The sequence below is a fragment of the Paenarthrobacter sp. Z7-10 genome (assembly GCF_026932795.1).
Classification (GTDB): domain Bacteria; phylum Actinomycetota; class Actinomycetes; order Actinomycetales; family Micrococcaceae; genus Arthrobacter_M.
On record NZ_JADPVH010000039.1, the window covers coordinates 11,480 to 38,348 of the forward strand.

Genomic DNA, 26,869 nt, shown 5'->3' on the forward strand with positions numbered 1-26,869 from the left:
CCGGGTGCCGGAGCCTAAGCGGGCGGGTTGCTGGGGTTTCCGCGGCCGGGGGGACTGGCGGTTAGAGCTCCGAGGCCGGGACGCCGACCCCAAGGATCAGGGGCTCTGACGTGGGCTTGACGGCCTTCGAGGACTTGGGCGCCTGCTCCGGCTTGGCCGGGATGACCAGGTGCTCGTGACCACCACGGGGCAGCTCCGGTTCCGCCGCCCGCGGCTGCACTTCATTGGTATTAGCGGCGCCCTGCGGACGGCTGGCCGCCCGGTTGCGGCGCCCGCGCCGGGCCCGCACCTGTGGCTGCCCCTGCGCATCCAAGCCGGAGTGATCCGCCTGGTGCACATCAACGCCGTCGGCCAGCTGATCCAGGGCCTGCGACAGGCCAGCCAGCGTGCGGGAAGGATCGACGGCTGCCTGCACCTCCTGATGCACGGCGCGTGGCAGCTCAATCGACTCTCCGCCAATGGTTAGGACAGCGTTGGACGAACCAGCGGCGGGAACCTGTGCCGCCGTCGTCGGCTCGTCCGCCCGGCCGGCCGACGACGCGGACGCACCGGTTGGCTGATCCGCGGGGATCTGCTGCTGCTGTTGGAAGCGGCTGTCCCGGACGGACTCCGCTCCCGCTTCCGGATGTCCTTCGGAGCGCGCTTCCTCGCTGTGCGGGGCGTGCGTGGCCGCCGCGATGGTTGCCAATGCTGCCCGCGCGGCACTGGCCTTCGCCTGCCGCTCCGCCTCGCTGAGTTCATCGTGGCCGTTGCCGTTGCCAGTGCCGTGCCCCTGACCGTGGCTTTCCGCCGCGGACTGCTCCGCGTTGGACGCAGAACGGCCCCGGTTGCGTTTCTTCTCGCTCCGGGCAGGTCGGCCCGATTCCGGCCGGCTCTGGTCAGCGCGCGGCTGCGGGTGGTGCTGTTCCGCGGCGATCGTGTGCACGCGGCGGTGCTCCACCGGGATCTCATGCGTCACCACACCCCGCCCGGCGCAGGCCTCACACTGCTCGCCGAAGACCTCCAGCAGGCCAGTACCCATCCGTTTGCGCGTCATCTGGATCAGACCCAGCGAGGTGACCTCGGCCACCTGGTGCTTGGTCCGGTCCCGGCCCAGGCACTCCACTAAACGGCGCAGCACCAGGTCGCGGTTGGATTCGAGCACCATGTCGATGAAGTCAATGACGATGATGCCGCCGATGTCGCGCAGCCGGAGCTGGCGGACAACTTCCTCCGCCGCCTCCAGGTTGTTCTTCGTGACGGTTTCCTCGAGGTTGCCGCCGGAGCCGGTGAACTTTCCGGTATTGACGTCGACGACGGTCATGGCTTCGGTCCGGTCGATTACCAGCGAACCACCGGAAGGCAGGAACACCTTGCGCTCCAGCGCCTTGGAGATCTGCTCATCGATCCGGTGCGCGGCAAAAATGTCCTCGTCGTTGGTCCATTTTTCCAGCCGGTCCAGCAGGTCCGGGGCCACATAAGTTACGTAGGCTTCGATGGTGTCCCACGCCTCCTCACCGGAGACAATCAGTTTGCTGAAGTCTTCGTTGAAGACGTCGCGGACCACCTTGATGGTCAGATCGGGCTCACCATAGAGCATTTCCGGGGACAGCACCTTGGTGGAGGTCGTCTGAGCCTGAATGCCCTCCCACTGCGCCCGCAGCCGGTTAATGTCGTGCGTCAGTTCTTCCTCGCTGGCACCCTCGGCCGCCGTGCGGACAATCACTCCGGCATGTTCGGGCAAGTGGTCCTTCAGGATCCGCTTGAGCCGGTTGCGCTCCACGTCGGGCAGCTTGCGCGAAATGCCGGTCATCGACCCGCCCGGCACGTAAACCAGGTAGCGTCCGGGCAGTGAAATCTGGCTCGTCAACCGGGCGCCCTTGTGTCCCACCGGATCCTTGCTGACCTGCACCAGCACGGAGTCTCCGGACTTGAGCGCGTGCTCGATCCGGCGCGGCTGGCCGTTGAGGTTCGCGGCGTCCCAATTGACCTCGCCGGCGTACAGCACGGCGTTGCGGCCGCGGCCAATATCGACGAAGGCCGCCTCCATGCTGGGCAGGACGTTCTGGACTTTGCCCAGGTAAACATTGCCGATCAGGGAATCCTGCTGGGTCTTGGAGACAAAGTGCTCGGCCAGAATTCCGTCTTCCAGCACACCGATCTGAATCCGGTCATCCTGCTGCCGGACCACCATGGTGCGGTCAACCGACTCGCGCCGGGCCAGGAATTCCGCCTCGGTGATGACCTGGCGGCGGCGGCCGGTGTCCCGGGAGTCCCGGCGGCGCTGCTTTTTCGCTTCCAGCCGGGTCGAGCCGCGCAGGCTTGTGACCTTGTTGGACACGGGCGCCTCCGATGCCTGGCGGGGCGCGCGGACGCGGGTCACGGTGTTGGGCGGGTCGTCGTCGTTGCCGCCACTGAGTTCAAGATCCTGCTCGCCACGGCGGCGCCGACGACGACGGCGGGAGGTAACGCCGTCGGATCCGGTGTCGTTGCCGGCCTCGTTGTCCTCGTCGTCGGAGCTCTCATCCTGGTCGGTCTCGTCCTGGCTCCGGCCTGCGTCCGGTGACTGGGAGTCGGCGCCGCTGCGTCCGCGGCGGCCGCGGTTGCGGCGCCGGCGGCGGCCAGTCTCGCCGTCGCCATCATCCTGCCCGTTCTCGTCATCATCGTCCTGGGCCGCCGCAGCGACAGCCGGCGCTGCGGCAATGGCGGCGCTCAGGTCCGGAGCCTGGAACAGGACGGACAGCCCCGGTGCCTGCTGAATCAGGACCGGAGCCTGCGGGCTACCCGCAGTAACCGGCTGGGCATCCTCCGCAGTGGCTCCGCCGGCAACTTCAGTTCCCGCAGCTTCCGAATTCACGGAATGGGATTCCTGGCTCCGGGCCTTCATCTGTTCCAGCGGCTCCGCTGCTGTGGCTGCTGCTGCGGCGCCCTGCTCGCTCGCCTGGACCTTGGCGCGGCTCTGCCTGCGCTGGCGTGGCTGCCGCGTCGATGAAGCGGTGCCCTCGGCCCCGGACGCGGCCGGAGCCAAGGGATCGGAAGCTGTCACGGCAGCAGGCGTCCCGGATGCAGCAGCAACTGACGCTGCAGGTACCGATGCTTCAGGTACCGCGGCGGCCTGCACTTCAGGTACTGACTCGGCCGGCACTTCACTGGCGGGGGACGCGGCTTTCGCCGAGGCCCTGCGCCGCGGAGCCTTCTTCGGCGCGGCTGGCGCGGCGCTGATGCCGAGGTCAGCCGCTGACCCAGCGGATCCGTCGTCGTCGGTGGGAGCGGAATCGGCTACGGACTGAGCCGCTGCGGCCGCCTCCGGCGAGGGCAGGGAAGCCGCATACGGCGCGGAAGCGGCGATTCCGGCTTCACTTGAAGTTTCCGGTTCGATGCCGGCCGCGGGCTCAAGAACCTTCTTGGCCCTGCTGCGGCGAATCGGCGCCTTCTTGACGGGTGCCTCAACGCTGATCATGCCGTCGGACCCTGTGGTCCCATTGGCGGCGGTGTCAGCGGCGGGGCTGCCCGTGGAGCCGGTATCCGTGGCGTCAGCCGGGATTGCGTCAGGCACCGCCAATTCACTGGGCGCCGGCGCTTGGACCGGGGCGCTGGCCTTGCGCCGGGCTCGAACGGCCTTCTTCACCGGCGGCGTCAGGGACGCGGACTCAGACTGCGGATCCGCAGCTTCCGCTGCGGTATTGGTCGATAAAGCGTTCGATTCAGCCGTGGAACTGGTTTTGTCGAATTGCTGATTGTCATCCATTTATGGCGCCACTCCTGCCCTCTAAGCGCCGCCACATCCAACGCCCATGAGAGCGAAATTTGTCAAAACCCGCGGGCGTTGACAGAAGTCATCTAATTACTGACGAGGTCGCACCAACAGTGGAGTGCGGCATCACTCGAAAGCCAGTGGCGCGTCTCCTGGCCTGCTGATACGTCTCAGCAGGGGCCGCCTGGTGGATAATCGGTACTCACCGGGTATCTCCCCCGGCTGGGTCCGAATGCATCACCGGCGAGCTTGAAGGCTTGCCACTGGACTGGAATCCGCATGTGGATCGTCCTCCAGCCACCAACATTGTCTCACATTGGGCCCCGAACAACCCGTAATGCAGGCCCGGCGATCCCTGCCCACCTGCGGTACGGGACCCTCCCCCCGAGTACATCAAGTTTGCCGGGCTACAATCGAGCCAGATCCGTCCTCCAGAGAATCAGGTGACAATGGCCCGGGCCAAAACCCCCAGCAGCACCGGCAGCAGCCGCCGCAGCAGCACCGCAGCAGCAGGCGGTCCAGCATCGCGGCACGGCCGGATGGGCTCCCAGCACACCGCCGTGGACTTCGCGGACGATGCAGGAACCGCAGAGCTTTCGGACATGGAATCGGCCCAGCCGTTCATGACGCGGCAGAAGCCTTTTGCCTGGCTGCTCCTTGGCACCGGCATTGTCTCCTGGCTTTCGTCAGGTATTCTGGTGCTGGATCGGCTCGAGTTGTACAAGAACCCGAATGCGGTCACCAATTGCGACATCAATGCGGTGGTCTCCTGCGGCTCGGTTATGAAGACTCACCAGGCCGAGATTTTTGGCTTCTCGAATCCGCTGATTGGGCTGTTCGCTTTTGCCGTCGTCATCACCACCGGCATGGCCATGCTTTCCGGAGCACGGCTTGGCCGCTGGTACTGGATCGGACTGCAGACCGGCGTCACGCTGGGAATGGCGATGATCTGCTGGCTCTGGTTCCAGGCCGTGTACGTGATTTCCATCCTTTGCCCTTATTGCATGGTGGTCTGGGCCATGATGATTATGCTGTTCATCTGGACCACCGTGCGCAACTTGGTCCACGGTGTTCTACCGGCGCCTGCCGGAGTAACCCGGTTCCTGAGCGAGTGGGCGTGGATACTGGCAGCGCTGCTCGCCTTGGGCGTCATCGCGAGCATTTTCTTCCGCTTCATCAACCTCTTCGTCCCTGGGGTGGGCTGACCCTGTCCCTCCGTAACCGGAGCCACCGGTGCCCCTCACCCCGGCCCCCTTCGCTCAACTGAGTAACAGCTGATGCACTCATTGGGACGAATGGGTGCATCAGCTGTTACTCAGCTGGGAAGTGGGAGGCGGGCTCAGCTGAACCAGATTGCGATCTCCCGTTCGGCGGAGTCCACCGAGTCCGAGCCGTGCACCAAGTTCTGCTGCACCTTCGCGCCCCAGTCGCGTCCAAGGTCACCACGGATCGTGCCGGGGGCAGCCGTCGTCGGGTCAGTGGTTCCGGCCAGTGACCTGAAGCCCTCAATGACACGCTCGCCCTCAAAAATGGCGGCGACAACCGGCCCACTGAGCATAAATTCCAGCAGCGGCTCGTAAAACGGCTTGCCTGCATGCTCCTCGTAATGCCGCTCCAGCTGCTCCCTGCTGGCGGTGGTCTTTTGCAGCTCCACCAACTGGTAGCCCTTAGCCTCAATGCGGGCCAGGATACTGCCGGAAAGATTGCGGGTCACGCCATCGGGCTTGACCAGGACAAGAGTGCGTTCAATGCTCACAGCGGTGCTCCAGTGTTGTTGGGTAGGGATTCCTCAGCCAGTCTACGGGCTGCGGGGTGGCTGATTCGTGGAAGGTTCGGTGGTGTTCGCGGCCCCCGGCGCGGTCTCGTCGGGGTGCTCGGCCTCCCATCGGGTTTGCTCGCGGTCACGCTGGGCGTTCTCGCGGTCAATCCGTATTCCGGCGCGCAGGGCATACCACCAGCACAGCGCAAACAGCACCCCGACCACGAACATCATCGGTTCCACGAATCCTGTTGCGATCAGCACCAGCTGCAGCACCCAGCCCAGCGCCGGTCCCCACTTCCGCGGAACCACGGCGCAGGCCGCCACCAACACCACGCTGAGGAGCAGACCCACGATCAGGATCACCGGCCGGGGCAGCGAGCTGCCGTGCAGGCCAAAGATGGCCAGGGTGGCGAAAAATGCCACGAACGCTTCCAGACCCAGGACGACGGAGGCAAACATGACCTTGGTGGACCTGCGCTTCTTTGGCATGCCGGGACGCCAGTCCCGCTGTGCTTTCGTCAGCCGCGCCATGTCCTAGGCACCGCCCGTTCCGGTGGACCGGTCGGCGTCGGCGCCGAGCAGGATTCGTGCCTCGGCCACCAGGGTGATGGAACCGGTGATTAGGACGCCGCCGGCGAGGTCTTCGTTGCTTTCGGCGCGGGCAATGGCCCATTCAATCGCGTCGTCCAACTTTTCGGCCACGTGCACATTCTCCTCATCCCAGCCCAGATCCACGGCCATTTCCGCCAGTTCGACGGCGGGTACGGCACGCGGGGAATTGGATTGCGTCAGGCATATTTCCTCAGCCAGCGCGCCGAACGATTCCCGGAGCTGGCGGAGGATTCCCTCCGCATCCTTTTCCCGCAGCACGCCCAGCACCAGCACCAGCTTGCTCAGCGTGAACGCCTCCTGCAGAGCCTGCGCGCTGGCGAGGATACCGGCGGGGTTATGCGCGGCGTCCACGAACACCGTTGGCGCGGTTCGCACCACTTCCAGCCGGCCCGGCGAGCTGACCTTTTCGAACGTTTCGCGCACGACGTCGATATCAAGTTCGCGGGTTCCGCCGCCAAAGAACGCCTCAAGGGCGGCCAGGGCGACAACGGCGTTCTCCGCCTGGTGCGCGCCGTGCAGCGGCAGCACCAGATCCGGATAACGCCCGGCCAGGCCCTGCAGCGTCACCAGCTGTCCGCCGACCGCCACGGTCCTGGATTCCACACCGAATTCGACTCCCTCGAACCGGAATTCGGCGTTTTTCTCCCGGGCGGTTTCGAGCAGGATTTGCGCTGCGTCCGCCGGTTGGGCGGCACTGACCAGGAACGCGCCTTCCTTGATGATGCCGGCCTTTTCGCGGGCGATGTCCGCCGTGGTGCCGCCGAGCAGTTCGGTGTGGTCCAGCGAAATTGGGGTCACCACGGCCACCTGCCCGTCCCCGACGTTGGTGGCGTCGGTGATGCCACCCAATCCCACCTCAATGACTGCCGCATCAACGGGTTCATCAGCAAAGATGGCGAAGCCCAGAATGGTCAGGCACTCGAAATAGGTCAGCCGCGGTTCCCCCGCGGCACTTAATTCGCCGTCGACCAATTCCAAGTACGGCCGGATCTCGTCCCAGATCCGCACAAACGTGGCATCCGGCACGGGTTCGCCATCGATGCTGATGCGCTCTGTCACCTTGGTCAGGTGCGGACTGGTGTAGCGGCCGGTGCGCAGCCCATGCGCCCGCAGCCCGGCTTCAATCATCCGTGCCGTGGAGGTCTTGCCGTTGGTCCCTGTGACATGAATGATCGGGAAGGCCTTGTTCGGCTCCCCCAGCACATCCATGGCCCGGAACAGCGGGGCCAGCCGCGGCTCCATCTTGTTCTCCGGGGCACGCCCCAGCAGCTCGGCGTAGACGCTCTCCACCGAAAACTCGTCATGGTTTCCATCATTTAAGGCCATCAGGCAACCGTCCGTTCAACAGCGATAGTAGTGTCCTCGTCCCCGGGGACCAGTTCCAGGCGGACGGTGAGTGTTTCCGCCCGGACCAGGTCCGCATTGGCATGCAGCGCGTCAATGAGCTCCTGCGGCCCGTTCACGGTCGTCACAATCCGGTCGCTGACCTGCAGCCCCGCGTCCTTGCGCGCCGTCTGAATGGCCCGGACCATGTCCCGGGCCATCCCCTCGGCTTCCAGGGCCGCGGTCACCTCAGTGTTCAGCACCACGAAGCCCCCGCCGGGCAGGACGGCCACGGCCTGTGCCCCAGCCGCCGCTCCGTCCGCTCCGCCCTGTGCCACGATCGTTTCCAGCGCATATTCCTGCGGCTCCAGCGCAAGATCGCCGGCCGTGACAGACCCGTCCTCAGCCACCGACCAGTCCCCGGATTTAGCCGCCCTGATCGCTGCCTGCACGTCCTTGCCCAGCCGTGGACCGGCGGCCCGGGCATTGACCACCAGCCGCTGCTCGATGCCGAACTGCTCAGGTGCGGCCACGGCGGAATCGACCAGCCGGACCGAGCGGATATTGAGTTCATCGCCCACCACGGCAGCAAAACCGGCCAACGTGTCTGCCCCGGGGGCCACCACGGTCAGCTCCTGCAGCGGCAACCGGACCCGCAGCTTGGCCGCTTTGCGCAGGCTGGAACCGGTGGAGCAGATCTGCTGGATGCGGTTCATCTGCTGCACCAAATCCGGGTTGGAAACGAAGAGTGCAGCATCGGGCCAGTCGGTCAAATGCACCGACCTGCCCCCGGTCAGGCCGCGCCAGATTTCCTCGGTGCCCAGTGGCAGCAGCGGGGCAGCCACCCGGCAGACTGCCTCCAGCGCCGTGTAGAGCGCATCGAAGGCATCCGCGTCCTCGTCGAAAAAGCGCTGCCGGCTGCGCCGCACATACCAGTTGGTGAGCATATCCAGGTAGCTCCGCAGCACCTCGCAGGCGCTGGAGATGTCATAGCTGTCCAGGAAGCCTGTGACGTCGCGGACCAGATCCCCGGTGTTGGCGAGCAGATACTCGTCCAAGGTGTCCGTGTATCCGTCGTATCGCAGCTTCGCCTCATAGCCGCCGGCCCTCGTTCCGCCGCCGGTCGCAGCGTTGGCGTACAGCGTGAAGAAACTGTAAACGTTCCACAGCGGCAGGATCACCTGACGCACGCCGTCGCGGATGCCCTGCTCGGTGACAATGAGGTTTCCGCCCCGCAGGATCGGACTGGACATCAGGAACCAGCGCATCGCATCGGAACCATCGCGTTGGAAGGTTTCGTGCACATCCGGGTAGTTGCCCAGGCTCTTGGAGGCCTTTTGGCCGTCGTCGCCGAGCACGATGCCGTGGCTGATCACATTGCGGAAGGCCGGACGGTCAAAAAGTGCGGTGGAGAGCACATGCAGCATGTAGAACCAGCCGCGGGTCTGCCCGATGTACTCGACGATGAAGTCCGCCGGGTTGTGGGTGTCGAACCAGTCCTCGTTGTTGAACGGGTAATGGACCTGGCCGTAGGGCATGGAACCGGAATCGAACCAGACGTCGAGCACGTCCTCGACGCGCCGCATGCTGGATTGGCCCTCAGCCGGGCTGCGCGGGTCATCCGGATTGGGACGGACCAGTTCGTCAATGAAGGGTCGGTGCAGGTCCACCAGGCCTTCCTTATTCAGCGGCAGCCGGCCGAAATCCGCCTGCAGCTCGGCCAAGGAGCCGTACACGTCGGTGCGCGGGTACTCCGGATCGTCGGACTGCCAGACCGGGATGGGGCTGCCCCAGTAGCGGTTGCGGCTGATGGACCAGTCGCGGGCGTTGGCGAGCCATTTGCCGAACTGACCGTCCTTGACATTGCCGGGGATCCAGTTGATCTCCTGGTTCAGCTCCACCATCCGGTCCCGGATCTTCGTCACCTCCACGTACCAGGAGGAGACGGCGCGGTAGATCAGTGGATTACGGCAGCGCCAGCAGTGTGGGTAGCTGTGCTCATAGCTGGCCTGCCTCAGCAGCCGGCCGTTGGCGCGCAGCACCCGGGTGATCGGTTTGTTGGCATCAAAAACCTGCAGTCCGGCGATGGCCGCGAGTTCACCGTGGGCAAACAGCGGCAGGAACTTCGCGCCCTCATCGACCGAGAGCACCACCGGAATGCCGGCCTCCTCGCAGACCTTCTGGTCATCCTCACCATAGGCAGGAGCCTGATGCACGATACCCGTTCCGTCCGTCGTCGTGACGTAGTCGGCCACCAGGATGCGCCAGGCGTTGTCCGTGCCGTACTTTTCCGTGTCCGCGAAGTAATCCCAGAGCGGCTCGTACTCCAGCCCGGCCAGGTCCGCACCGAGGTAGCTGGCCTGAACCGACTCGGCCGCGGCAGCTTCGCCGTCGGCGCCATCACCGTAACCCAAGTCCTTGGCGTAGGCGCCGAGGAGGTCCGAAGCGATCAGGAAACGCTGGCTGCGCAAGGCCGCACCGCCGAGCAGCGTCCCGTTGGGACCCTCGGGCACCACAACGTAGCTGATCCGCGGGCCGACGGCGAGGGCCAGGTTGGTGGGCAGCGTCCAGGGTGTTGTGGTCCAGGCCAGCGCGGCCACGCCGTCGAGGTCCAGCAGCGCTAGACTCAGCCGCATCCGCTCCGCATCGCGCACCGGGTCGATCCGAATCGGGAACGTCACAGTGACCGTTTGGTCCTGGCGCATCTTGTAAACGTCTTCGTCCATCCGCAGTTCGTGGTTGGACAGCGGCGTCTCGTCCTTCCAGCAGTACGGCAGCACCCGGTAGCCGTTGTAGGTCAGGCCCTTGGAATGCAGCTGCTTGAAGGCCCAGAGGACGGACTCCATATATTCGACATTGAGCGTCTTGTAGTCGTTGTCAAAGTCCACCCAACGCGCCTGCCGGGTCACGTAGGACTTCCACTCGTCCGCGTACCTCATCACCGAGGCGCGGCAAGCATCGTTGAATTTGTCGATGCCCATGGCTTCGATCTGGGTCTTGTCCGTCATCCCCAGCTGCTTCATGGCTTCCAGCTCCGCCGGCAGACCATGCGTGTCCCAGCCAAAGCGGCGCTCCACGCGCCGGCCGCGCTGCGTCTGATAGCGGCCCACCAGGTCCTTGGCGTACCCGGTCAACAGGTGGCCATAGTGCGGCAAACCATTGGCGAAGGGCGGACCGTCATAAAAGACGAATTCGTTGCTGCCGTCAGCGCCGGCAGTGCGATTGTCAATGCTGGCTTGGAAGGTGCCATCCTGGGCCCAGTACTTGAGGATGCGCTCCTCGATTTCCGGGAAACGCGCGGCTGTGGGCACCGCCGGGGCGGCGGCGCCGGAGCCGTCTGCACGGTTGGCGGGAGCGGTCGTTGCCTTCGGGTACTGGGTCATCTCTTCATCCTGTGGGAGCGGTTGAACACAAAATCATTCAGGATGCGAGGACGGCGTCCGTCCCGGACCGGCAGCAGCTTTACTGCTGTCCAGCGGGGCAAATACCGCGGTACCACCTCACTTACCGACGCCTCCGACACCTGGGTACCGGGCGAACGTTGGCCGCTCATTGACGGCTGTAACGGGCCTGCCCGTCCGGTTCTACCGGCGCCGCTGACGGAGAGTCCCTGCTCTCCTGCCGAACGGCGCTTTCTTCCGGAAGCTCACCGGTGATGGCCGGGTCACAGCTGTTGGTTTCATTCTACTGTCTGCCCGCCCGCGCCGCACTTCGGCGGGCGGGCAGAACCTGTTGCGCCCAAGCCAACGCGCCATACGGGCTCAGCGGCCGACCGGCGTTACTTCTGCGCTGGCCTGCGGATCAGTTTGTGGTTGGCGGCCTGAGCCACCGGCCGGATCACGATCTGGTCCAGGTTGATGTGGTGCGGTAGGTTCAGCGAGTACGCCACTACCCGGGCAACGTCGTCGGCCGTCAGTGGCTTCTCCACACCGTCGTAGACCTTCTCCGCGGCGGCTTTGTTCCCACCGAGCCGGTTGAGCGTGAACTCCTCCGTGTGCACCATGCCGGGCGCCACCTCGATGACCCGCAGGTTGTTCTCAGCCTCCTCCAGCCGCAGTGCAGCCGTGAGCGCGTGCTGGGCAAACTTGGCCGCGTTGTATCCGGAGCCGCCTTCGTACGCGGCGAATCCCGCGGTGGAGGTCAGGTTCAGCACCGTTCCCTCGCCGGAGCTGCGCAGGGCTGGCAGGAAGGCGCGGATCATCTTCATCGTGCCGATCACGTTGACCTGGTACATCCAATCCCAGTCCTCCTGCTCGGCGGCGCCCACCTGGTCCGCGCCGCGGGCTCCACCGGCAATGTTGACCAGCGTATCCAGGCCACCGCGGGCGGCGACGAAGTCCACCAGGGCCGCGATGTCGTCGTCGTTCGTTACATCGGCCGAAAACGGCACCGCCCCGGTCTCCCGGGCCAGCGCCTGCAGCCTTTCAGCGCGGCGGGCCACGGCGACGACGTCCCAGCCGTCGGCGCGCAGGCGGCGGGCAGTGGCGGCACCGATGCCCGAACTGGCGCCAGTGACGACGGCGAGCCGGGCCGACGACGGCGCCGCGGCGCCGGTTCGATCCTGGGCGTTCAATAATGGCGACGGAGCAGCGGCGTCGGGCGCAGAATCAGGCATGATCCCAATCTATCCTGCCCGCCGGAAAGCCGCCGGTCCGGGCGGACCCGCCCAGCCGACAACGGGCCAGCCGGGGCCGGCCTGCAGACCGTTCAGCTGCCGATAGCCCCCGTGAGTTTACCGCTGCGGGTGTTCGTAGAGATAATCCCGCAGCACGGCAGCCTGGTTCTGGGCGGGGTCCTTTGCCGAAAACAGCAGCACCACCTCCGCATGCTCGGCCGCGACCTGCCGCAGCTCCTGCACAGCCGGGTTCCCTTCCAGTTCCGCCCGGTAGCGGCGGGCAAAGTCATCAAACGCCGCGCCCTCGTGGTGGAAGGCCTTGCGCAGTTCCGTCGAGGGCGCCACCTCCTTAAGCCAGAGGTCGACGGCGGCGCGCTCCTTGCTCACACCGCGCGGCCAGAGCCGGTCCACCAGCACACGAAATCCGCTCTCCGCGGCCGGGGCGCCGCCGTCGTCGTACACCCTGCGGATGCGCATTTTTCCCATAGCCGCATCCTAGCCCGCTCCCGACATGAAAGAATTGCTCCATGGCTGACAATATTGCGGGCACAGACACGCCCGCCGCGACCGCGTCCAACGTTCCCGACAAGCCCGCATTGGAGGGCCTGGAACCGGTTCTGGCCCGGCGCTGGCACGAGCAGGGGATCTACCGGTTCAACCCGGACACCAGCCGCGGTCAGGTCTACTCGATCGACACACCGCCACCCACGGCCTCCGGGTCGCTGCACGTCGGCCACATGTTCTCCTACACGCAAACCGACGTGCTGGCCCGGTACCAGCGGATGCTCGGCAAGAATGTCTTCTACCCGATGGGCTGGGACGACAACGGTCTGCCCACCGAACGGCGCGTGCAGAACTATTACGGTGTCCGCTGCAACCCTTCGCTGCGGTTCGACGCCGACTTCGCCCCGCCTGCGCAGCCGGCCAAGAACGAGCGCGACTTCGTGGAGGTGTCCCGCGGGAATTTCATCCGGCTGTGCGAGGAACTGGCCGTGGAGGATGAAAAGGTTTTTGAAAACCTCTTCAGCACACTGGGGCTGTCAGTGGACTGGGATCTGACCTACCGGACCATAGATGACACCTCGCGGGCGGTCAGCCAGCGCGCCTTCCTGGCCAACCTGGCCGCCGGCGACGCGTATATGGCCGAGGCCCCGACGCTGTGGGATGTCACCTTCCGCACCGCCGTGGCACAGGCCGAGCTGGAGGACCGCGAACGGCCCGGCGCGTTCCACCGGATCAGTTTTCACCGCCCGGACGGCGAAAAGGTGTACATCGAAACCACCCGCCCGGAGCTCATTCCGGCCTGCGTGGCCCTCGTGGCGCATCCGGATGACGAGCGCTACCAGGCACTCTTTGGCAGCACCGTGTTCTCCCCCCTCTTCGGAGTGGAAGTGGAAGTCAAGGCTCACCCACTGGCCAAGCCGGAGAAGGGTTCGGGTCTGGTCATGGTCTGCACCTTCGGAGATTTGACCGATGTGACCTGGTGGCGCGAGCTGCAGCTGCCTACCCGGGCAATCGTGGGCCGCGATGGGCGCATCCTGGCCGATACCCCGGCCTGGATCACCGGTTCCGCCGTCCCGGCCTATGAGGCGATTGCCGGCAAAACCATCTTCAGCGCCAAGGAGGCGGTGGTGGCCGCGCTGCGCGAAAGCGGCGACCTGGACGGCGAGCCCAAGCCTGTTCTGCACTCGGTGAACTTTTATGAAAAGGGCGATAAGCCGCTGGAGGTCGTCACCAGCCGGCAATGGTACCTGCGCAATGGCGGCCGGGACGCGGACCGGCGCACCCGGCTAATTGCCCGCGGTAAGGAAATCGAGTTCCATCCGTCCTTCATGCGCTCGCGCTATGAAAATTGGGTGGAGGGGCTCAACGGCGACTGGCTCGTGTCCCGGCAGCGCTTCTTCGGTGTGCCGATTCCGGTGTGGTACCGCCTGGATGCTGCCGGAAACCCGGACTACGAGGCGCCTATCCTCCCCGCCGATGACCAGCTGCCCGTCGATCCTGCGGCCGAACCTGCGCCGGGCTTTGACGAATCCATGCGGGCCGCTCCCGGCGGGTTCATCGGTGACGCGGACGTGCTCGACACGTGGGCAACGTCCTCGCTGACACCACAGATCGTCGGTGGCTGGAGCAGGGACGACGAGCTGTTTTCCAAGGTCTTCCCGTTCGACCTGCGCCCCCAAGGCCATGACATCATCCGAACCTGGCTGTTCTCCAGCGCGGTGCGGGCAGACGCCCTGCAGGACGCCGCACCGTGGAAGCATGCCGCGATCTCCGGTTGGATCCTCGATCCGGACCGCAAGAAAATGTCCAAGTCCAAGGGCAACGTGGTGGTGCCGACGGATGCGCTGGATGACTTTGGCGCGGACGCGGTGCGCTATTGGGCGGCCTCGGCCAAGCTCGGGGCGGACACGGCCTACGAGGTCGGCCAGATGAAGATTGGCCGGCGGCTGGCGATCAAGCTGCTGAACGCGTCGAAGTTTGTACTCAACCTTGGCGTGACGGAGAGTTCGGTTCTGCGCCCGGAAAGCGCCGACGCTGCGGCGGTGATCAGCAATGCCTTGGATTGGGCGCTGCTGACTCAGTTGGCCGACGTCGTCGACCAGGCGACGACGGCCTTCGAGGGCTACGACTACGCGCGCGCTTTGGCGCTGACGGAGAGCTTTTTCTGGACCTTCACCGACGACTATGTTGAGCTGGTCAAGGACCGTGCCTATGGAGCGGCGGGAAAGGAAGAGCAGGCCTCCGTGCTGGCCACCTTGGCCACCACGCTGGACACCCTGCTGCGCCTCTTTGCCCCATTTATCCCGTTCGCCACTGAAGAGGTGTGGTCCTGGTGGCGGAACGGTTCGATCCACCGTGCATCATGGCCGACCGCGCTCCGATTGGCCACAGACGGTGGCGCCAGGGGCTCGGATGCCACCATGCTGGCCACGCTGGGCGATGCCCTCAGCGGTATCCGTAAGGCAAAGTCCGAGGCCAAGGTCAAACAGCGCACCCAGGTTCTCAGTGCCATCATCACCGCCCCGGAAAGGCAGCTGGTGCAGCTGGCCGCCGGTCTGGGCGATTTGCTGGCCGCCGGAAACGCGAGGGATATCGCACTGACGGAAGGCCCGGAACTCAGCGTGTCCGCCGTCGTGCTGGCTCCCCTGGAGGACGCAGCCAAGGCCTAAACACCCCGTGGGGTCGGTGCGGACACTCCCGCACCGACCCCAGCCCGGCATCAGTCGAACTGCGGGCTCTCGGTGCGGCTGCGCTTGATTTCGAAGAAATACGGGAAACTGGCCAGTTCCACGGTGGCGTCCCACAACCGTCCGGCCTCTTCTCCGCGCGGAATGCGGGTGATGACGGGACCGAAGAATGCCGTCCCGTTGAAGGCGACGACGGGCGTTCCCACTTCCTGGCCCACCTGGCTGATGCCGGCGTCGTGGCTGGCCCGCACCTGTGCATCGTAGCTGGTCTGGTCCGCGAACTTCGCCAGCTCGGCGGGGAGACCGACCTGGGCCAGCGCCTTCTGCACCACTTCGGTAAGATCCTTGTTGCCCTCATGGTGGATCAGGGTGCCCATGGCATCGTAGAGCGGCTTCACCACATCGGATCCGTGCAATTCACGCGCAGCGGTGATCACGCGGACCGGGCCCCAGCCGCGTTCCATCAGCGACTTGTACTCCTCGGACATTCCCTCTTTGTCCCCGTTGAGGACCGACAGGCTCATCACATGCCAGTCGACGCTCATGTCCCGCACCTTTTCGACCTCGCCGATCCAGCGCGACGTCACCCAGGCGAAGGGACATAGCGGGTCGAACCAAAAGTCGGCCTTATTGGATGAGCTCACTGTGGTGTCAGTCATATATCTCTCCTGAATAGTTCGGCTACCAAACAAGAGGTACAACGCGGCAGGACCGCCCGCGATTCCCGGGACGTCAGGCGGACTTATTGCGGCGCTTGGCGACGACGTCGTGCGGAATCAGGGTGGGCTGGGCGGATTTGTTGACCACTTCGGCAGTGATGACCACGCTGGCCACGTCTTCGCGGCTCGGCAGGTCGAACATCACCGGGAGCAGCACTTCCTCCATTATGGCCCGGAGCCCACGGGCTCCGGTCCCCCGGGCCAAAGCGGCGTCCGCGATCGAGTCGAGCGCATCGTCCTCGAAAACCAGCTCCACGCCGTCCAGCAGGAACATCTTCTGGTACTGCTTCACCAAGGCGTTCTTCGGCTCGGAAAGGATCTGGATCAGCGCGGGACGATCCAGATGCGACACGGTGGTGATCACGGGCAGCCGGCCGATGAATTCGGGAATGAGCCCGAACTTCAGCAGGTCCTCCGGCATCACGTCCGCATAACTGGCTTCCTCGCGCTTGAGGGCACTGAGTGGAGCACCAAAACCTATGCCCTTCTTGCCTGCCCGCGAACCAATGATCTCCTCCAGGCCGGCAAAGGCCCCGGCCACAATGAACAGCACATTGGTGGTGTCGATCTGGATGAATTCCTGATGCGGGTGTTTGCGTCCGCCCTGCGGCGGGACCGAGGCGACGGTGCCCTCGAGGATCTTCAGCAGCGCCTGCTGCACGCCCTCGCCGGAAACGTCCCGGGTGATGGAAGGGTTCTCGCTCTTGCGCGAAATCTTGTCAATCTCATCGATGTAGATAATGCCCTGCTCGGCCTTTTTAACGTCGTAGTCGGCGGCCTGGATCAGCTTGAGCAGAATGTTTTCGACGTCCTCGCCCACGTACCCGGCCTCGGTCAGCGAGGTGGCATCGGCGACGGCGAAAGGTACGTTCAACCGGCGGGCCAAGGTCTGCGCGAGGTAGGTCTTCCCACAGCCGGTGGGCCCGATCAGCAGGATGTTGGACTTGGCAATTTCCACTTCCTCGTGGCTGCCGCCGTCGGCCAGTGTTCCACTCTTAGTGCTGTGCCCGGCCTGGATCCGCTTGTAGTGGTTGTAAACGGCTACCGCCAGTGAGCGCTTCGCCGGCTCCTGACCAATGACGTATTCCTGCAGAAAATCAAAAATTTCGCGCGGTTTAGGAAGTTCGAAACTGCCCAGATCCGCTACCTCGGCAAGTTCCTCTTCAATGATTTCATTGCACAGTTCAATGCATTCATCACAGATGTAGACGCCCGGCCCTGCGATCAGTTTCCGGACCTGTTTTTGGCTCTTGCCACAAAAAGAGCACTTCAGTAGATCCGCGCTCTCGCCAATCCGAGCCATCTGGAAACCCCTTCGTGTTCTTTTCCTGAACCGCTGTGGCTCCGCTCGGGGAACCTGATGCTGATGCTGCTTCTGCTGGTGTTCGGCTACGTTCCACTCTAGGCCAAAAACACGACCAGATGCGGGAGGCAAACGCCGGAGAGGCCCACATTTGCGGACCTCTCCGGAATACGCCGGGACCGAGGCCTACTTGGTGATGGCCTGCGGCTTGATCTTGCGCGGGTCCAGCACCTCGTCGATCAGGCCATAGTCCTTGGCCTCCCGAGCGGTGAGGATCTTGTCCCGCTCGATGTCATTGTTCAGCTGCTCCGGTGTGCGGCCGGAGTGGCTGGCCAGTGTCTCCTCCAGCCAGGTGCGCATCCGCATGACCTCCGCCGCCTGAATTTCCAGGTCCGAGGCCTGTCCGCCCTGACCGCCGGAGAGGGCCGGCTGGTGGATCAGCACGCGGGCGTTGGGCAGCGCCAACCGCTTGCCGGGGGCACCCGCCGCAAGCAGTACCGCCGCAGCGCTGGCTGCCTGGCCCAGACACACCGTCTGCACCTCGGGACGAATGAACTGCATGGTGTCATAAATCGCCGTCATGGCGGTGAAGGAGCCGCCGGGCGAATTAATGTACAGCGTGATGTCCCGGTCCGGGTCCGTGGACTCAAGCACCAGCAGCTGCGCCATCACGTCGTCGGCGGAAGCGTCGTCAACCTGCACCCCAAGGAAAATAATGCGGTCCTCGAAGAGCTTAGTGTAGGGATCCTGGCGCTTGAACCCGTAAGGGGTCCGTTCCTCAAACTGCGGGAGGACGTAGCGGCTCGTGGGAAGGTTGCCGGCGGTGCTGCCAAAGTTATAGTTCATCGTTGTTACTCCTGGAATCTGCATATCCGCCGGATTACTTTGCGTTCGTGCCGCCGCCGCCGGTTACGGAACCGGCGTGCGCACTGATCTTGTCGAAGAAGCCATACTCCAAGCCCTCTTTGGCCGTGAACCACTTGTCACGGTCGTTGTCCTTGAGGATCTTCTCCACCGTCTGGCCGGTCTGATCCGCCGTGAGCTCGGACATGACCTTCTTCATGTGCAGGATCAGCTCGGCCTGGATTTTGATGTCCGAGGCTGTTCCACCGATGCCGCCGGAGGGCTGGTGCATCAGGATGCGGGCGTTCGGAGTGGCATAGCGCTTGCCCTTGGTTCCCGAGGAGAGCAGGAATTGCCCCATCGAGGCCGCCAGGCCGGTGGCGACCGTCACGACATCATTGGGGATGAACTGCATGGTGTCGTAAATGGCCATTCCGGCGGTCACCGAGCCGCCGGGCGAATTGATGTAAAGGAAGATGTCCTTGTCGGGGTCCTCGGCGGAGAGCAGCAGAAGCTGGGAGCAGATCGCGTTCGCGTTTTCGTCCCGAACCTCGGAGCCGAGCCAAATAATGCGCTCCCTGAGCAGGCGATTGTAGATGTAGTCGTCCCGGCTTGCCGCCTCGACGGTGGCCATCGTCGGGACTGGGTTTTGCTGTGCCATGGTTGATCTGCCCTCTCGTTACTGACTCCGGGCCGCTTCGCCTGGTGCTGTTACGGCACCGAAGGGACTTCGTCATTACTCATCGTTCTTACTTGGACAGTAGCCGTTTTGGCGGCGGAATTGTTTCCGCAAACCGGGCTGTTCGCTGACGGCGCACCAGCACCAGTGCCGCCTGCAGCGGCGCCCTTAGGCCGCAGTCGTCGCACTTTTTCGCGCTGCCGACGCAGCGGCGACACCACTGCGCCCGCCCAAGACAGCCGCCAAGGTCCGGCTTAAAAGCAGGTTGCCGCCGACCCTTGCGGGACCGGCGGCAATCTAAATTTCAGCTAGAAGCGGGCAGCACCCGGATCATCGAACGCGGGAGATTCGACCGTCTCACCCTCGACGGTCTCGCCCTCGATCGTCTCGCCCTCGAGCACGTCCGACTCGTCAGCCTCCTCGGCATCTCCTGCCGTCACGAAGTCGCTGAGGTCGATTTCCTGGCCGTTCGTGTCCGTGACCGTGGCCAGAGCCAGGACCGCGGCAAGCGCCTTGCGGCGGCGCACCTCGGATACGATCATCGGCACCTGTCCGGAAGAGTCCAGCATCTGGGCGAACTGATTCGGGTCCATGCCGTACTGGCTGGCGGAGGAGACGATGTAGTCGATCAGCTCGTTCTGGCTGACTCCGATCTCTTCCTTGTCCGCGATGGCGTCCAGGATGATCTCGTTCTGGAAGGCCCGCTCGGTGTTGGTCTTGACCTCCGCGCGGTGCTCCTCGGTGTCATGCTCCTCGCCGGCCGTGTGGGCGTTCTCGCCGTTGAAGTGCTGCTCCAGCTGCTCCTCAATTACGGACTCCGGAACCGGAACCTCGATCATTTCGACCAGCTTGTCGAGCACCTTGTCGCGGGCTTCGACGCCCTGCTCCACCGTCTTGGACTCGGCGGCCTGCTTGGCGAGATCCTCGCGCAGTTCGCTCATCGTGTCGAATTCGCTGGCCAGCTGGGCAAAGTCATCGTTAGCTTCGGGCAGTTCGCGTTCCTTGACGGACTTCACCACGACCGTGACCCGGGCATCCGAACCGGCGTGCTCGCCGCCCACCAGCTTGGTGTCGAAGATTGCCTCTTCGTCCGCGCTCAGGCCGGTGACTGCCTCATCCAGGCCTTCCAGCATGGTTCCAGCGCCGACCTGGTAGGACAGTCCGGCAGCGGAATCCACCTCTTTGCCGTCCACCGTGGCGGTGATGTCAATGGAGAGGAAGTCCCCGTCAGCGGCCGGCCGGTCCAGATTCTTCAGCGTGCCGAAACGCCCGCGCAGCTCATCCAGGGCCGTTTCGACGTCTTCGTCGGTGGCTTCGGTGGCCTCCACCTCAACCGCAATACCGGAGTAATCCGGCAGCTCGATCTCCGGGCGCACGTCGATCTCGACGTGGAACTTCAATTCGCCATCCGTGGCGGCCGGGTCCGGAACCTCGGTGATTTCCACCTGCGGCTGGCTGAGCGGCCGGATGCTCGTCTCCTGCACGGCGGCCTGGTACCAGCCGTTGAGCCCGTCATTGATTGCAGTTTCCAGCACGTAGCCGCGGCCCACCCGCTGATCGATCAGGCGCTGGGGGACTTTTCCCTTGCGGAACCCTGGAACCTGGACCTGAGTAGCAATCGTCTTGTAGGCCTCATCAATGCTCGGCTTCAATTCCTCGAACGGAACCTCGACGTTGAGCTTTACCCGGGTGGGCGTGAGGTTTTCGACGGCGCTCTTCACAGCGTGGTACTCCTGAATGGTCGATTGTAGATGGTCTCATCAGCATGCTCTGAGCCGGGCGCTTATCACTGGCCCGGCGGGCGAAAATGCTGAGTCGGGGCGACAGGACTCGAACCTGCGGTCTCCTGCTCCCAAAGCAGGCGCGCTAGCCACTACGCTACGCCCCGTTGTGCACCGGCAAGTCTACGGCCTAAGTTGCGCCGGTGCACAATCACGGTAGGAATCAGCCGCGAATTAGCGCTCGACTCGTCGGCCCGAAGGACGGAATGATGGACGGACCCGACAGACGGACCCGATGGACGGACCCGACAGTCATCCTCCCCGATTGCCTGCGCCATCCCGCGTATCCAACCGGGATTTCCATGCTCATTTGACAGCACCTGCCCCCGGTATGGTGTAGTTATACCCGGCCGGAAGACCGCAACTTTCTGTTCGGACGGCCGCAGCGCAGCCGCAGTCGAATTGTGGCGGCGGCGGGCCCCACGGGGGCGTAGCTTAATGGTAAAGCCTCAGTTTTCCAAACTGATGACGCGGGTTCGATTCCCGTCGCCCCCTCCAGTTATTTTTTCCCGGTCTGGGCGCGCGTTCCAGCCCCGGCCTTTAGACCGCTTCCCCCACGACTGGCGATACCGCTTCCCGACAGGCGCACCCGGCGTTGGGCCTTCATCTCGGCGTTGCGCGTACCCCTCGGCGTTGCGCGTCCACCTCGGCGTTTACCCTCCCGGGGAGCCTGTTCACCCGCCTCGTTACCCCGGAAACGGGCCCTGACAACCGGGACACCAATAGAGGTTCCGTCCCGCCAGCTCAGCCAGGGCAATGTTCGTTCCGCAGATCCGACAGGGAAGGCCGACGCGTTTGTAAACGTAGTGCGCTTCAGCCGGGGGAACCGGGAACGCGGCCGACGAACGGTCCGGAACGCGGGTCGTGATGATCCGGCCCTGTTGTACTCCGTCCGCCATGACGGAGGCGATGTCGCGCCACAAGCGGCCGGCGGGCGCCGGTGCCAGATCGGTTCCGGGCAGCCATGGGTTGAGCCGTTGCCGGAAGAGGACTTCCGCCCGGTAGACATTTCCCACTCCGTCCACGATGTCCTGCTTCATCAGCAGCACCGCGAGGTAGCTCCGGCTGGCCGTCACCCGCCGGATGAATTCGTCCTGGTCCCATTCCGGATCGTGCAGGGGGTCCGGCCCCAGCGTCAGCACAACGGCAGCGGCCTCCTCAGCAGTGAGGACCTCGCATGCGGTGGGACCCCGAAGGTCTGCTCACCCGTGTTCCGATACCAACCGGAGACGGACGGCGCCCCGGGGCTTCGGTGGACCAGCGTAGGCGCTCCCGCCCACCGCATCGGGCGCCGCGGCAACCTCTCTTTCGCCTACGCGCCGGGGTGCCCCAATGCTGGAGGCGCCGGTAAAGCTGGAGTCCCCACCGAAGTCCCATGCGCCGTAAAGTCCCAGATGGGTACGCAGCACCAGCCCGCCGTCGAAGTGCAGGAACAGCTGTTTACCGTGCGCACCGGCGGATTCCAGCGTCCGTCCGTCCAGCAACGCCGCACCGTCGGTAAATCTGCCCTGCGGACTGGAAACGGCCAGCCGTCTGCCGCTGAAAACGTCCTGGAACTGCCGGGCAAGCCGGTGCACGGAGTGGCCTTCCGGCATAGCTCAGCCGTCCACCTCGCCGGTGGATTCAAAGCGGGCAATCTTGCCGATCCGGCGCACATGCCGTTCAGCATTGCTGAAGGGTTCGGCGAGAAATGCCTCGATGATCGCGGTGGCCTCCTCGACGCTGTGCTGACGGCCACCCACCGCCACCACGTTCGCGTCATTATGCTCACGGGCCAGCTTGGCCGTCTCCAGATTCCATGCCAGGGCCGCCCGAACGCCGCGGACCTTATTCGCCGCTATCTGTTCACCGTTTCCTGAGCCACCCAGGACAATTCCGAGCGCCTCAATACCGACCTGCTGATCCGCCACCACGGCTTGCGCAGCGTGGATGCAGAACGCCGGGTAGTCGTCTTGCGCGTCATACGCCTTAGGACCGTGGTCCACCATCTGATACCCGGTGGCGCTCAGATGGGCGATCAAGTGGGCACTCAGCTCCATGCCGGCATGGTCAGTGGCAATGTGAACGCGCAGCGGGCTCATGAAAGTGTCCGATCGTCGGTGCGGAGGAGAACTGACTCAAGCCTACAAGTCCCGCGGCATGCCGCCACCGCCACCGCCGTCGCCACCGCCACCGCCGCCGTCGTCGTCGTCCGAGTTGGAAGGCTGGCTGAGCCGAGCGGCAAGGTCCCTGGCTCTTGCCGCGTCGGGTGCACCCAGGATGGCGGTCGCCTTTCCCTTCAGTCGGACGACGACGGCCGGTCCGCTTGCGCTCAGATAGGAGACTGTGGCGTCGTGTCGGCGCAGGCCCCAGCCGCCGAATTCCCGGGCCAGGACACCATCGGCGGTGGCATTTTCCACAGCCGAGACTGGAAACCGGATCACGGAAATCGTGCCGGCCATCCGCACGCGGACGCCGCCGGAACCGGCGGTGACCCGGGCCGTCAGGAAGCCGATGAGGGCAAGTGCCAGAAGGAACAGCAGCAGCCCGAGCCACGGAAGGAGCAGCCCGATCAGGATGCCAGGGAAAGCCCCCGTGAGCAGGATCATGACAATCACGGAGCTGCGCGGATGAATCCAATAGCTCAGCTGTTCCTGCACCAGCGAGGGATCCAGAACCCGCAGCAGGGCTTCATCGTCCCGCCGGGTCCACTGCTCGTCGGGTTTGTATACCAACGCCATAATGACTCCGAGCGCCAAAGCAGCACCGCAGCCCATCGCAAGCACTATGGCATCCACCCGCGGACTCGGTGCCTGACTGGTCCCGGCCTGGGCTACCAGGGCCGAACCGAACAGGGCCGCCAGAAAGAGCGAAACACCAACGGCGGACCCCAGCAGCAGCCGGCGGCCAACTGCCGGCAGGACGGTCCGGGCGGCAGGAATGCCGATAAGCTCGCCCATCCCCACGATCGCCCCGGCACTGACGGCGAGGTACCAAGGGAACGGCAGCGCTGAACCGCCTAAAGGCAAAACCGCGCCGCGGGGCACCTGCCCGTTCAGCGAGAATGCGGCCAGCACGAAACCCGCCGCCAGCACGATGGGAAAACCTATCGCGAAGCGCAGCGCCCTGGCATCGATCCTGCCGCGCACAGGTCCATGGGAGCCATTTCCACCGGGACCGATTCCGTCCGGGCCGGTTCTTTCGGAGGCCATGACCCAAGCCTATGCCCGAGCGCCCGGGCGGACCCTTGGGTTGTGGGACCCGGGCACGATGCGGCAGGTTCCGCAGCCTGCGACTCTCGGCAACCACGGGCTCCCGCAGCTGACGGCAGGTTCCCGGCAACCACAGGCTCCCGCAGCTGACGGCTGGTTCCGCAATCGCCGGCATTAAGTGAAAGAATGGTTTCACAATGTCGTGGGGTCATCGGACCGGCGGCACATCCATCTGCCGACTAACCGGAGGCCCTTCTTTGCCAGGCATGAATCTGACCCGCGCCGAAGCCAGCGACCGCGCAAAACTGCTGTCCGTCGACTCCTATGACGTCACCCTCGATCTCACCCGTGGCGACAAAACCTTCTCCTTCACCACGGTGGTCAAATTCCAGGCCGCCCCGGGCTCTGCCAGCTTCATCGACGCCGTCACCAGTGCCGTGCATCGCGTAAGCCTCAATGGCGTCGACCTGGACCCGGCCGAGGTCTCCGATGGCGTGCGCATCCAACTGCCCAACCTGCTCGAGGAGAACACCCTCACGGTGGTAGCCGACGCCCCCTACATGAACACCGGTGAGGGACTGCACCGCTTCGTGGACCCGGTGGACAACGAGATCTACCTCTATACCCAGTTCGAGGTCCCGGACAGCCGGCGGATGTTCGCCGTCTTCGAGCAGCCGGATCTGAAAGCTACGTTCGCCTTTCACGTCACGGCCCCAGCGCACTGGGACGTCATCTCCAACTCCCCCACCCCCGAGGCCGTTGAAGCCGGACCGGTTGCGGAATCCGAGGCAGCCACCGACCCGCAATCAAATGCCGGCACACATTCGAATGCTGGCGCGCCCTCGAATGCTGGCGCCCGCGCCACCTGGCACTTCGAGCCAACCCCGGTACTCTCCTCGTATGTCACAGCACTGATTGCCGGCCCCTACCAGTCCGTCCGCAGCGAGCTCACCAGCTCCGACGGCCGCACCATCCCGCTGGGCGTTTTCGCACGCAAATCCCTGATGCAGTACATGGATGCCGAAAACATCTTTGCCCTCACCCGGCAGGGCTTCGAGTTCTATGAGAAGCAGTTCGGCACGCCCTACCCCTTCCCGAAATATGATCAGTTGTTCGTTCCGGAGTTCAATGCCGGTGCCATGGAGAACGCCGGTGCCGTGACCTTCCTGGAGTCGTATGTGTTCCGCTCCAAGGTAACCGACGCCACCATCGAGCGCCGGGCCATCACCATCCTGCACGAACTTGCGCACATGTGGTTCGGCGACTTGGTGACCATGCGGTGGTGGAATGACCTCTGGCTCAATGAGTCTTTTGCCGAGTTCATGTCGGCACTGGCTGCCGCGGAAAACACCCAGTACACGCAGGCTTGGACCACTTTCGCCATGATGGAAAAGTCCTGGGCCTACCGCCAGGACCAGCTGCCCAGCACCCATCCCATCGTCGCCGAGATCAACGATCTGGAAGACGTGCTGGTCAACTTTGACGGCATCACCTACGCCAAGGGGGCCTCGGTGCTGCGCCAATTGGTCGCCTGGGTGGGCCAGGAGGAGTTCATGGCCGGCGTCCGCGCTTACTTCGGCAAGCATTCCTGGGGCAATACCGAGCTGAATGATCTGCTCGGCGAGCTGGAGGTTTCCAGCGGGCGGGATTTGAAGGGATGGTCCGCGCAGTGGCTGGAGACGGCGGGCGTGAATACGCTGCGTCCGGAGCTGACAGTGGACGACGACGGCGTTCTCACCTCGTTCGCGGTGCTCCAGTCCGCCACGGCGGAGCAGCCGACCATCCGTCCGCACCGGGCGGCCATCGGCTTTTACGACTTCGCCACCGGTGGCGGGCAGGCCGGGGATGGCGAAGCCGGCAAGCTGGTTCGTCAGCACCGGGTGGAACTGGATGTGGACGGTGAGCGGACCGACGTTCCGGCCCTGGTGGGGCTGAAGCGGCCCGCGCTGGTGATCCTGAACGACGACGACCTGGCCTATGCCAAGGTGCGGATGGATGACGTGTCGCTGGCCACGGCGAAGGCACATCTGAAGGACATTGCCGAATCACTTCCCCGGACCCTGGTCTGGGCCTCCGCTTGGGACGCGGCGCGCGACGGCGAGACACCGGCACGTGAATACGTGGACTTGGTGCTCGCCAACATCGGCTCCGAAAGCGACTCCTCCGTGGTGACTGTGCTGATGCGTCAGCTGGCCACGACGCTGGCCCTCTACATTGCCGAAGAGGACCAGGAGGAGACCTCAGCCTCCGCCGCTGAAGCGCTGTGGACGCTCAGCCAGCAGGCGGCCGCCGGGTCGGATTCCCAGCTTCAGTTCGCCAAGGCCTTCGCGTCCTTCGCCCGCACCGCGTCCCAGCTGGACACGGTGGCGGATCTGCTGGACGGATCCATTGCGCTGGAGGGCGTGAGCGTGGATCAGGATCTGCGTTGGGAACTCCTCACCTCACTGGTGACCGGTGGCCGGTTGGGGCCGGAAGCCATCGACGCAGAACTGGAACGCGACAATACCCAAACCGGCCAACTCGCCGCCGCGGGCGCCCGTGCCGCCGTCCCCACTGCCGAAGCAAAGGCGGCCGTCTGGGACGCCGTCGTCGTCAACGGCGACATGCCGAACGCCGCGCAGCGCTCGGCCATCACGGGTTTCACCCGAGTGCACAACACCGCGCTGCTTCAGCCGTTCGTTGACACCTACTTTGGTTCGATTCGGAAAGTTTGGGCCACCAAGTCGCACGAAATCAGCTCCACCATAGTCACCGGATTGTATCCGACCCTGCTGGTGTCGCAAAGCACGCTGGACGCGACCGATGCGTTCCTGGCGGAGCTGGGCAGCGAGACGCCGGCACTGCGCCGCCTGGTGCTCGAAAGCCGTGACGGCGTCATGCGCGCCCTCAAGGCCCGGGCAGCCGACCGGTAGCTCCACCGCGGGCACCGTTCTGCTCATTGACCGCGGCCAGTGGCTGAGCAGAACGGGGTTCTGGGCGAGTTCTAGCGAACGTTGCAACACCCCCGACTAATCGGGAGTTGCAGCACCCATGGAATCAGCAGCAGTAAGTAGTTCATCGTTTTTGGGGAAGGGTTCGTCTTTTACGCAAGGGTCGGGTTTCCCGGTCAGGTCACGT

At 64.6% G+C, this 26,869-nt stretch carries 17 protein-coding genes, 2 tRNA genes and 1 pseudogene; 4 read left to right on the forward strand and 16 right to left on the reverse strand.

Going from position 1 to position 26,869, the window contains the following annotated elements; genetic code table 11:
• Window positions 1-61: 61 nt before the first annotated feature.
• Window positions 62-3,727: an Rne/Rng family ribonuclease gene (locus tag IV498_RS12455; protein WP_269047053.1), complete on the reverse strand. Its 3,666-nt coding sequence runs from the start codon at window positions 3,725-3,727 to the stop codon at window positions 62-64.
• Window positions 3,728-4,182: 455 nt separating this feature from the next.
• On the opposite strand from IV498_RS12455, the gene IV498_RS12460 reads away from it, so the two are divergent.
• Complete coding sequence (locus IV498_RS12460; RefSeq protein ID WP_269047079.1) at window positions 4,183-4,938, forward strand: vitamin K epoxide reductase family protein; 756 nt, start codon at window positions 4,183-4,185, stop codon at window positions 4,936-4,938.
• A 134-nt stretch (window positions 4,939-5,072) separates the two neighbouring features.
• Here IV498_RS12460 and ndk read toward each other — a convergent pair whose 3' ends face one another.
• From ndk to IV498_RS12490, 6 genes are all read right to left on the reverse strand, one after another.
• Complete coding sequence (gene ndk / locus IV498_RS12465) at window positions 5,073-5,489, reverse strand: nucleoside-diphosphate kinase (protein ID WP_269047055.1); 417 nt, start codon at window positions 5,487-5,489, stop codon at window positions 5,073-5,075.
• Between the two features lie 42 nt (window positions 5,490-5,531).
• Complete coding sequence (locus IV498_RS12470; protein ID WP_269047057.1) at window positions 5,532-6,026, reverse strand: DUF4233 domain-containing protein; 495 nt, start codon at window positions 6,024-6,026, stop codon at window positions 5,532-5,534.
• Between the two features lie 3 nt (window positions 6,027-6,029).
• Window positions 6,030-7,433: a bifunctional folylpolyglutamate synthase/dihydrofolate synthase gene (locus IV498_RS12475; protein ID WP_269047059.1), complete on the reverse strand. Its 1,404-nt coding sequence runs from the start codon at window positions 7,431-7,433 to the stop codon at window positions 6,030-6,032.
• Window positions 7,433-10,813, reverse strand: a complete 3,381-nt coding sequence (ileS, locus tag IV498_RS12480; protein WP_269047060.1) for an isoleucine--tRNA ligase — start codon at window positions 10,811-10,813, stop codon at window positions 7,433-7,435. The genes IV498_RS12475 and ileS overlap by 1 nt, the downstream gene beginning before the upstream one ends.
• 395 nt (window positions 10,814-11,208) lie before the next feature.
• Complete coding sequence (locus IV498_RS12485) at window positions 11,209-12,045, reverse strand: SDR family oxidoreductase (protein ID WP_269047062.1); 837 nt, start codon at window positions 12,043-12,045, stop codon at window positions 11,209-11,211.
• A 117-nt stretch (window positions 12,046-12,162) separates the two neighbouring features.
• On the reverse strand, window positions 12,163-12,531 hold the full coding sequence (locus tag IV498_RS12490; protein ID WP_269047064.1) for a DUF488 domain-containing protein: 369 nt from the start codon (window positions 12,529-12,531) through the stop codon (window positions 12,163-12,165).
• 41 nt (window positions 12,532-12,572) lie between these two features.
• On the opposite strand from IV498_RS12490, the gene valS reads away from it, so the two are divergent.
• Window positions 12,573-15,218, forward strand: a complete 2,646-nt coding sequence (gene valS / locus IV498_RS12495) for a valine--tRNA ligase (protein WP_269047066.1) — start codon at window positions 12,573-12,575, stop codon at window positions 15,216-15,218.
• A gap of 50 nt (window positions 15,219-15,268) precedes the next feature.
• On the opposite strand, the gene IV498_RS12500 is transcribed toward valS, so the two are convergent.
• From IV498_RS12500 to IV498_RS12525, 6 genes are all read right to left on the reverse strand, one after another.
• On the reverse strand, window positions 15,269-15,895 hold the full coding sequence (locus tag IV498_RS12500; protein WP_269047067.1) for a mycothiol-dependent nitroreductase Rv2466c family protein: 627 nt from the start codon (window positions 15,893-15,895) through the stop codon (window positions 15,269-15,271).
• Window positions 15,896-15,968: 73 nt separating this feature from the next.
• Complete coding sequence (gene clpX / locus IV498_RS12505; RefSeq protein ID WP_269047068.1) at window positions 15,969-17,258, reverse strand: ATP-dependent Clp protease ATP-binding subunit ClpX; 1,290 nt, start codon at window positions 17,256-17,258, stop codon at window positions 15,969-15,971.
• 186 nt (window positions 17,259-17,444) lie between these two features.
• Complete coding sequence (locus IV498_RS12510; RefSeq protein ID WP_269047069.1) at window positions 17,445-18,104, reverse strand: ATP-dependent Clp protease proteolytic subunit; 660 nt, start codon at window positions 18,102-18,104, stop codon at window positions 17,445-17,447.
• A 34-nt stretch (window positions 18,105-18,138) separates the two neighbouring features.
• Window positions 18,139-18,762 carry an ATP-dependent Clp protease proteolytic subunit gene (locus IV498_RS12515; RefSeq protein WP_269047071.1) on the reverse strand — a complete coding sequence of 208 codons (624 nt, stop codon included), beginning with the start codon at window positions 18,760-18,762 and terminating at the stop codon, window positions 18,139-18,141.
• A gap of 326 nt (window positions 18,763-19,088) precedes the next feature.
• Window positions 19,089-20,501, reverse strand: coding sequence for a trigger factor (gene tig, locus IV498_RS12520; protein ID WP_269047073.1), 1,413 nt, complete (start codon window positions 20,499-20,501; stop codon window positions 19,089-19,091).
• A gap of 94 nt (window positions 20,502-20,595) precedes the next feature.
• Window positions 20,596-20,668 (reverse strand) — tRNA-Pro (locus tag IV498_RS12525).
• A gap of 317 nt (window positions 20,669-20,985) precedes the next feature.
• On the opposite strand from IV498_RS12525, the gene IV498_RS12530 reads away from it, so the two are divergent.
• Window positions 20,986-21,059 (forward strand) — tRNA-Gly (locus IV498_RS12530).
• 188 nt (window positions 21,060-21,247) lie between these two features.
• On the opposite strand, the pseudogene IV498_RS12535 reads toward IV498_RS12530, so the two are convergent.
• From IV498_RS12535 to IV498_RS12545, 3 genes and pseudogenes are all read right to left on the reverse strand, one after another.
• Window positions 21,248-22,156: pseudogene (locus IV498_RS12535) on the reverse strand (Fpg/Nei family DNA glycosylase).
• A gap of 3 nt (window positions 22,157-22,159) precedes the next feature.
• Window positions 22,160-22,642: a ribose-5-phosphate isomerase gene (locus tag IV498_RS12540; protein ID WP_269047074.1), complete on the reverse strand. Its 483-nt coding sequence runs from the start codon at window positions 22,640-22,642 to the stop codon at window positions 22,160-22,162.
• Between the two features lie 42 nt (window positions 22,643-22,684).
• The gene (locus IV498_RS12545; protein WP_269047076.1) at window positions 22,685-23,752 is read right to left on the reverse strand and encodes a hypothetical protein; all 1,068 of its coding nucleotides are present in this window, start codon (window positions 23,750-23,752) and stop codon (window positions 22,685-22,687) included.
• 266 nt (window positions 23,753-24,018) lie between these two features.
• Between IV498_RS12545 and pepN the strand changes: the two genes are divergently transcribed.
• A complete protein-coding gene (gene pepN / locus IV498_RS12550; protein WP_269047080.1) occupies window positions 24,019-26,664 on the forward strand; it encodes an aminopeptidase N in 2,646 nt (881 codons plus the stop codon).
• Window positions 26,665-26,869: the final 205 nt, after the last annotated feature.

What these genes read in the sequence shown, in the direction of transcription:
- IV498_RS12455 (WP_269047053.1), bottom strand. Translation starts at nt 3,727, where the DNA reads ATGGATGACAATCAGCAATTCGACAAAACCAGTTCCACGGCTGAATCG.
- IV498_RS12460 (WP_269047079.1), top strand. Translation starts at nt 4,183, where the DNA reads ATGGCCCGGGCCAAAACCCCCAGCAGCACCGGCAGCAGCCGCCGCAGC.
- IV498_RS12470 (WP_269047057.1), bottom strand. Translation starts at nt 6,026, where the DNA reads ATGGCGCGGCTGACGAAAGCACAGCGGGACTGGCGTCCCGGCATGCCA.
- IV498_RS12475 (WP_269047059.1), bottom strand. Translation starts at nt 7,433, where the DNA reads ATGGCCTTAAATGATGGAAACCATGACGAGTTTTCGGTGGAGAGCGTC.
- ileS (WP_269047060.1), bottom strand. Translation starts at nt 10,813, where the DNA reads ATGACCCAGTACCCGAAGGCAACGACCGCTCCCGCCAACCGTGCAGAC.
- IV498_RS12485 (WP_269047062.1), bottom strand. Translation starts at nt 12,045, where the DNA reads ATGCCTGATTCTGCGCCCGACGCCGCTGCTCCGTCGCCATTATTGAAC.
- IV498_RS12490 (WP_269047064.1), bottom strand. Translation starts at nt 12,531, where the DNA reads ATGGGAAAAATGCGCATCCGCAGGGTGTACGACGACGGCGGCGCCCCG.
- valS (WP_269047066.1), top strand. Translation starts at nt 12,573, where the DNA reads ATGGCTGACAATATTGCGGGCACAGACACGCCCGCCGCGACCGCGTCC.
- IV498_RS12500 (WP_269047067.1), bottom strand. Translation starts at nt 15,895, where the DNA reads ATGACTGACACCACAGTGAGCTCATCCAATAAGGCCGACTTTTGGTTC.
- clpX (WP_269047068.1), bottom strand. Translation starts at nt 17,258, where the DNA reads ATGGCTCGGATTGGCGAGAGCGCGGATCTACTGAAGTGCTCTTTTTGT.
- IV498_RS12510 (WP_269047069.1), bottom strand. Translation starts at nt 18,104, where the DNA reads ATGAACTATAACTTTGGCAGCACCGCCGGCAACCTTCCCACGAGCCGC.
- IV498_RS12515 (WP_269047071.1), bottom strand. Translation starts at nt 18,762, where the DNA reads ATGGCACAGCAAAACCCAGTCCCGACGATGGCCACCGTCGAGGCGGCA.
- IV498_RS12540 (WP_269047074.1), bottom strand. Translation starts at nt 22,642, where the DNA reads ATGAGCCCGCTGCGCGTTCACATTGCCACTGACCATGCCGGCATGGAG.
- IV498_RS12545 (WP_269047076.1), bottom strand. Translation starts at nt 23,752, where the DNA reads ATGGCCTCCGAAAGAACCGGCCCGGACGGAATCGGTCCCGGTGGAAAT.
- pepN (WP_269047080.1), top strand. Translation starts at nt 24,019, where the DNA reads ATGAATCTGACCCGCGCCGAAGCCAGCGACCGCGCAAAACTGCTGTCC.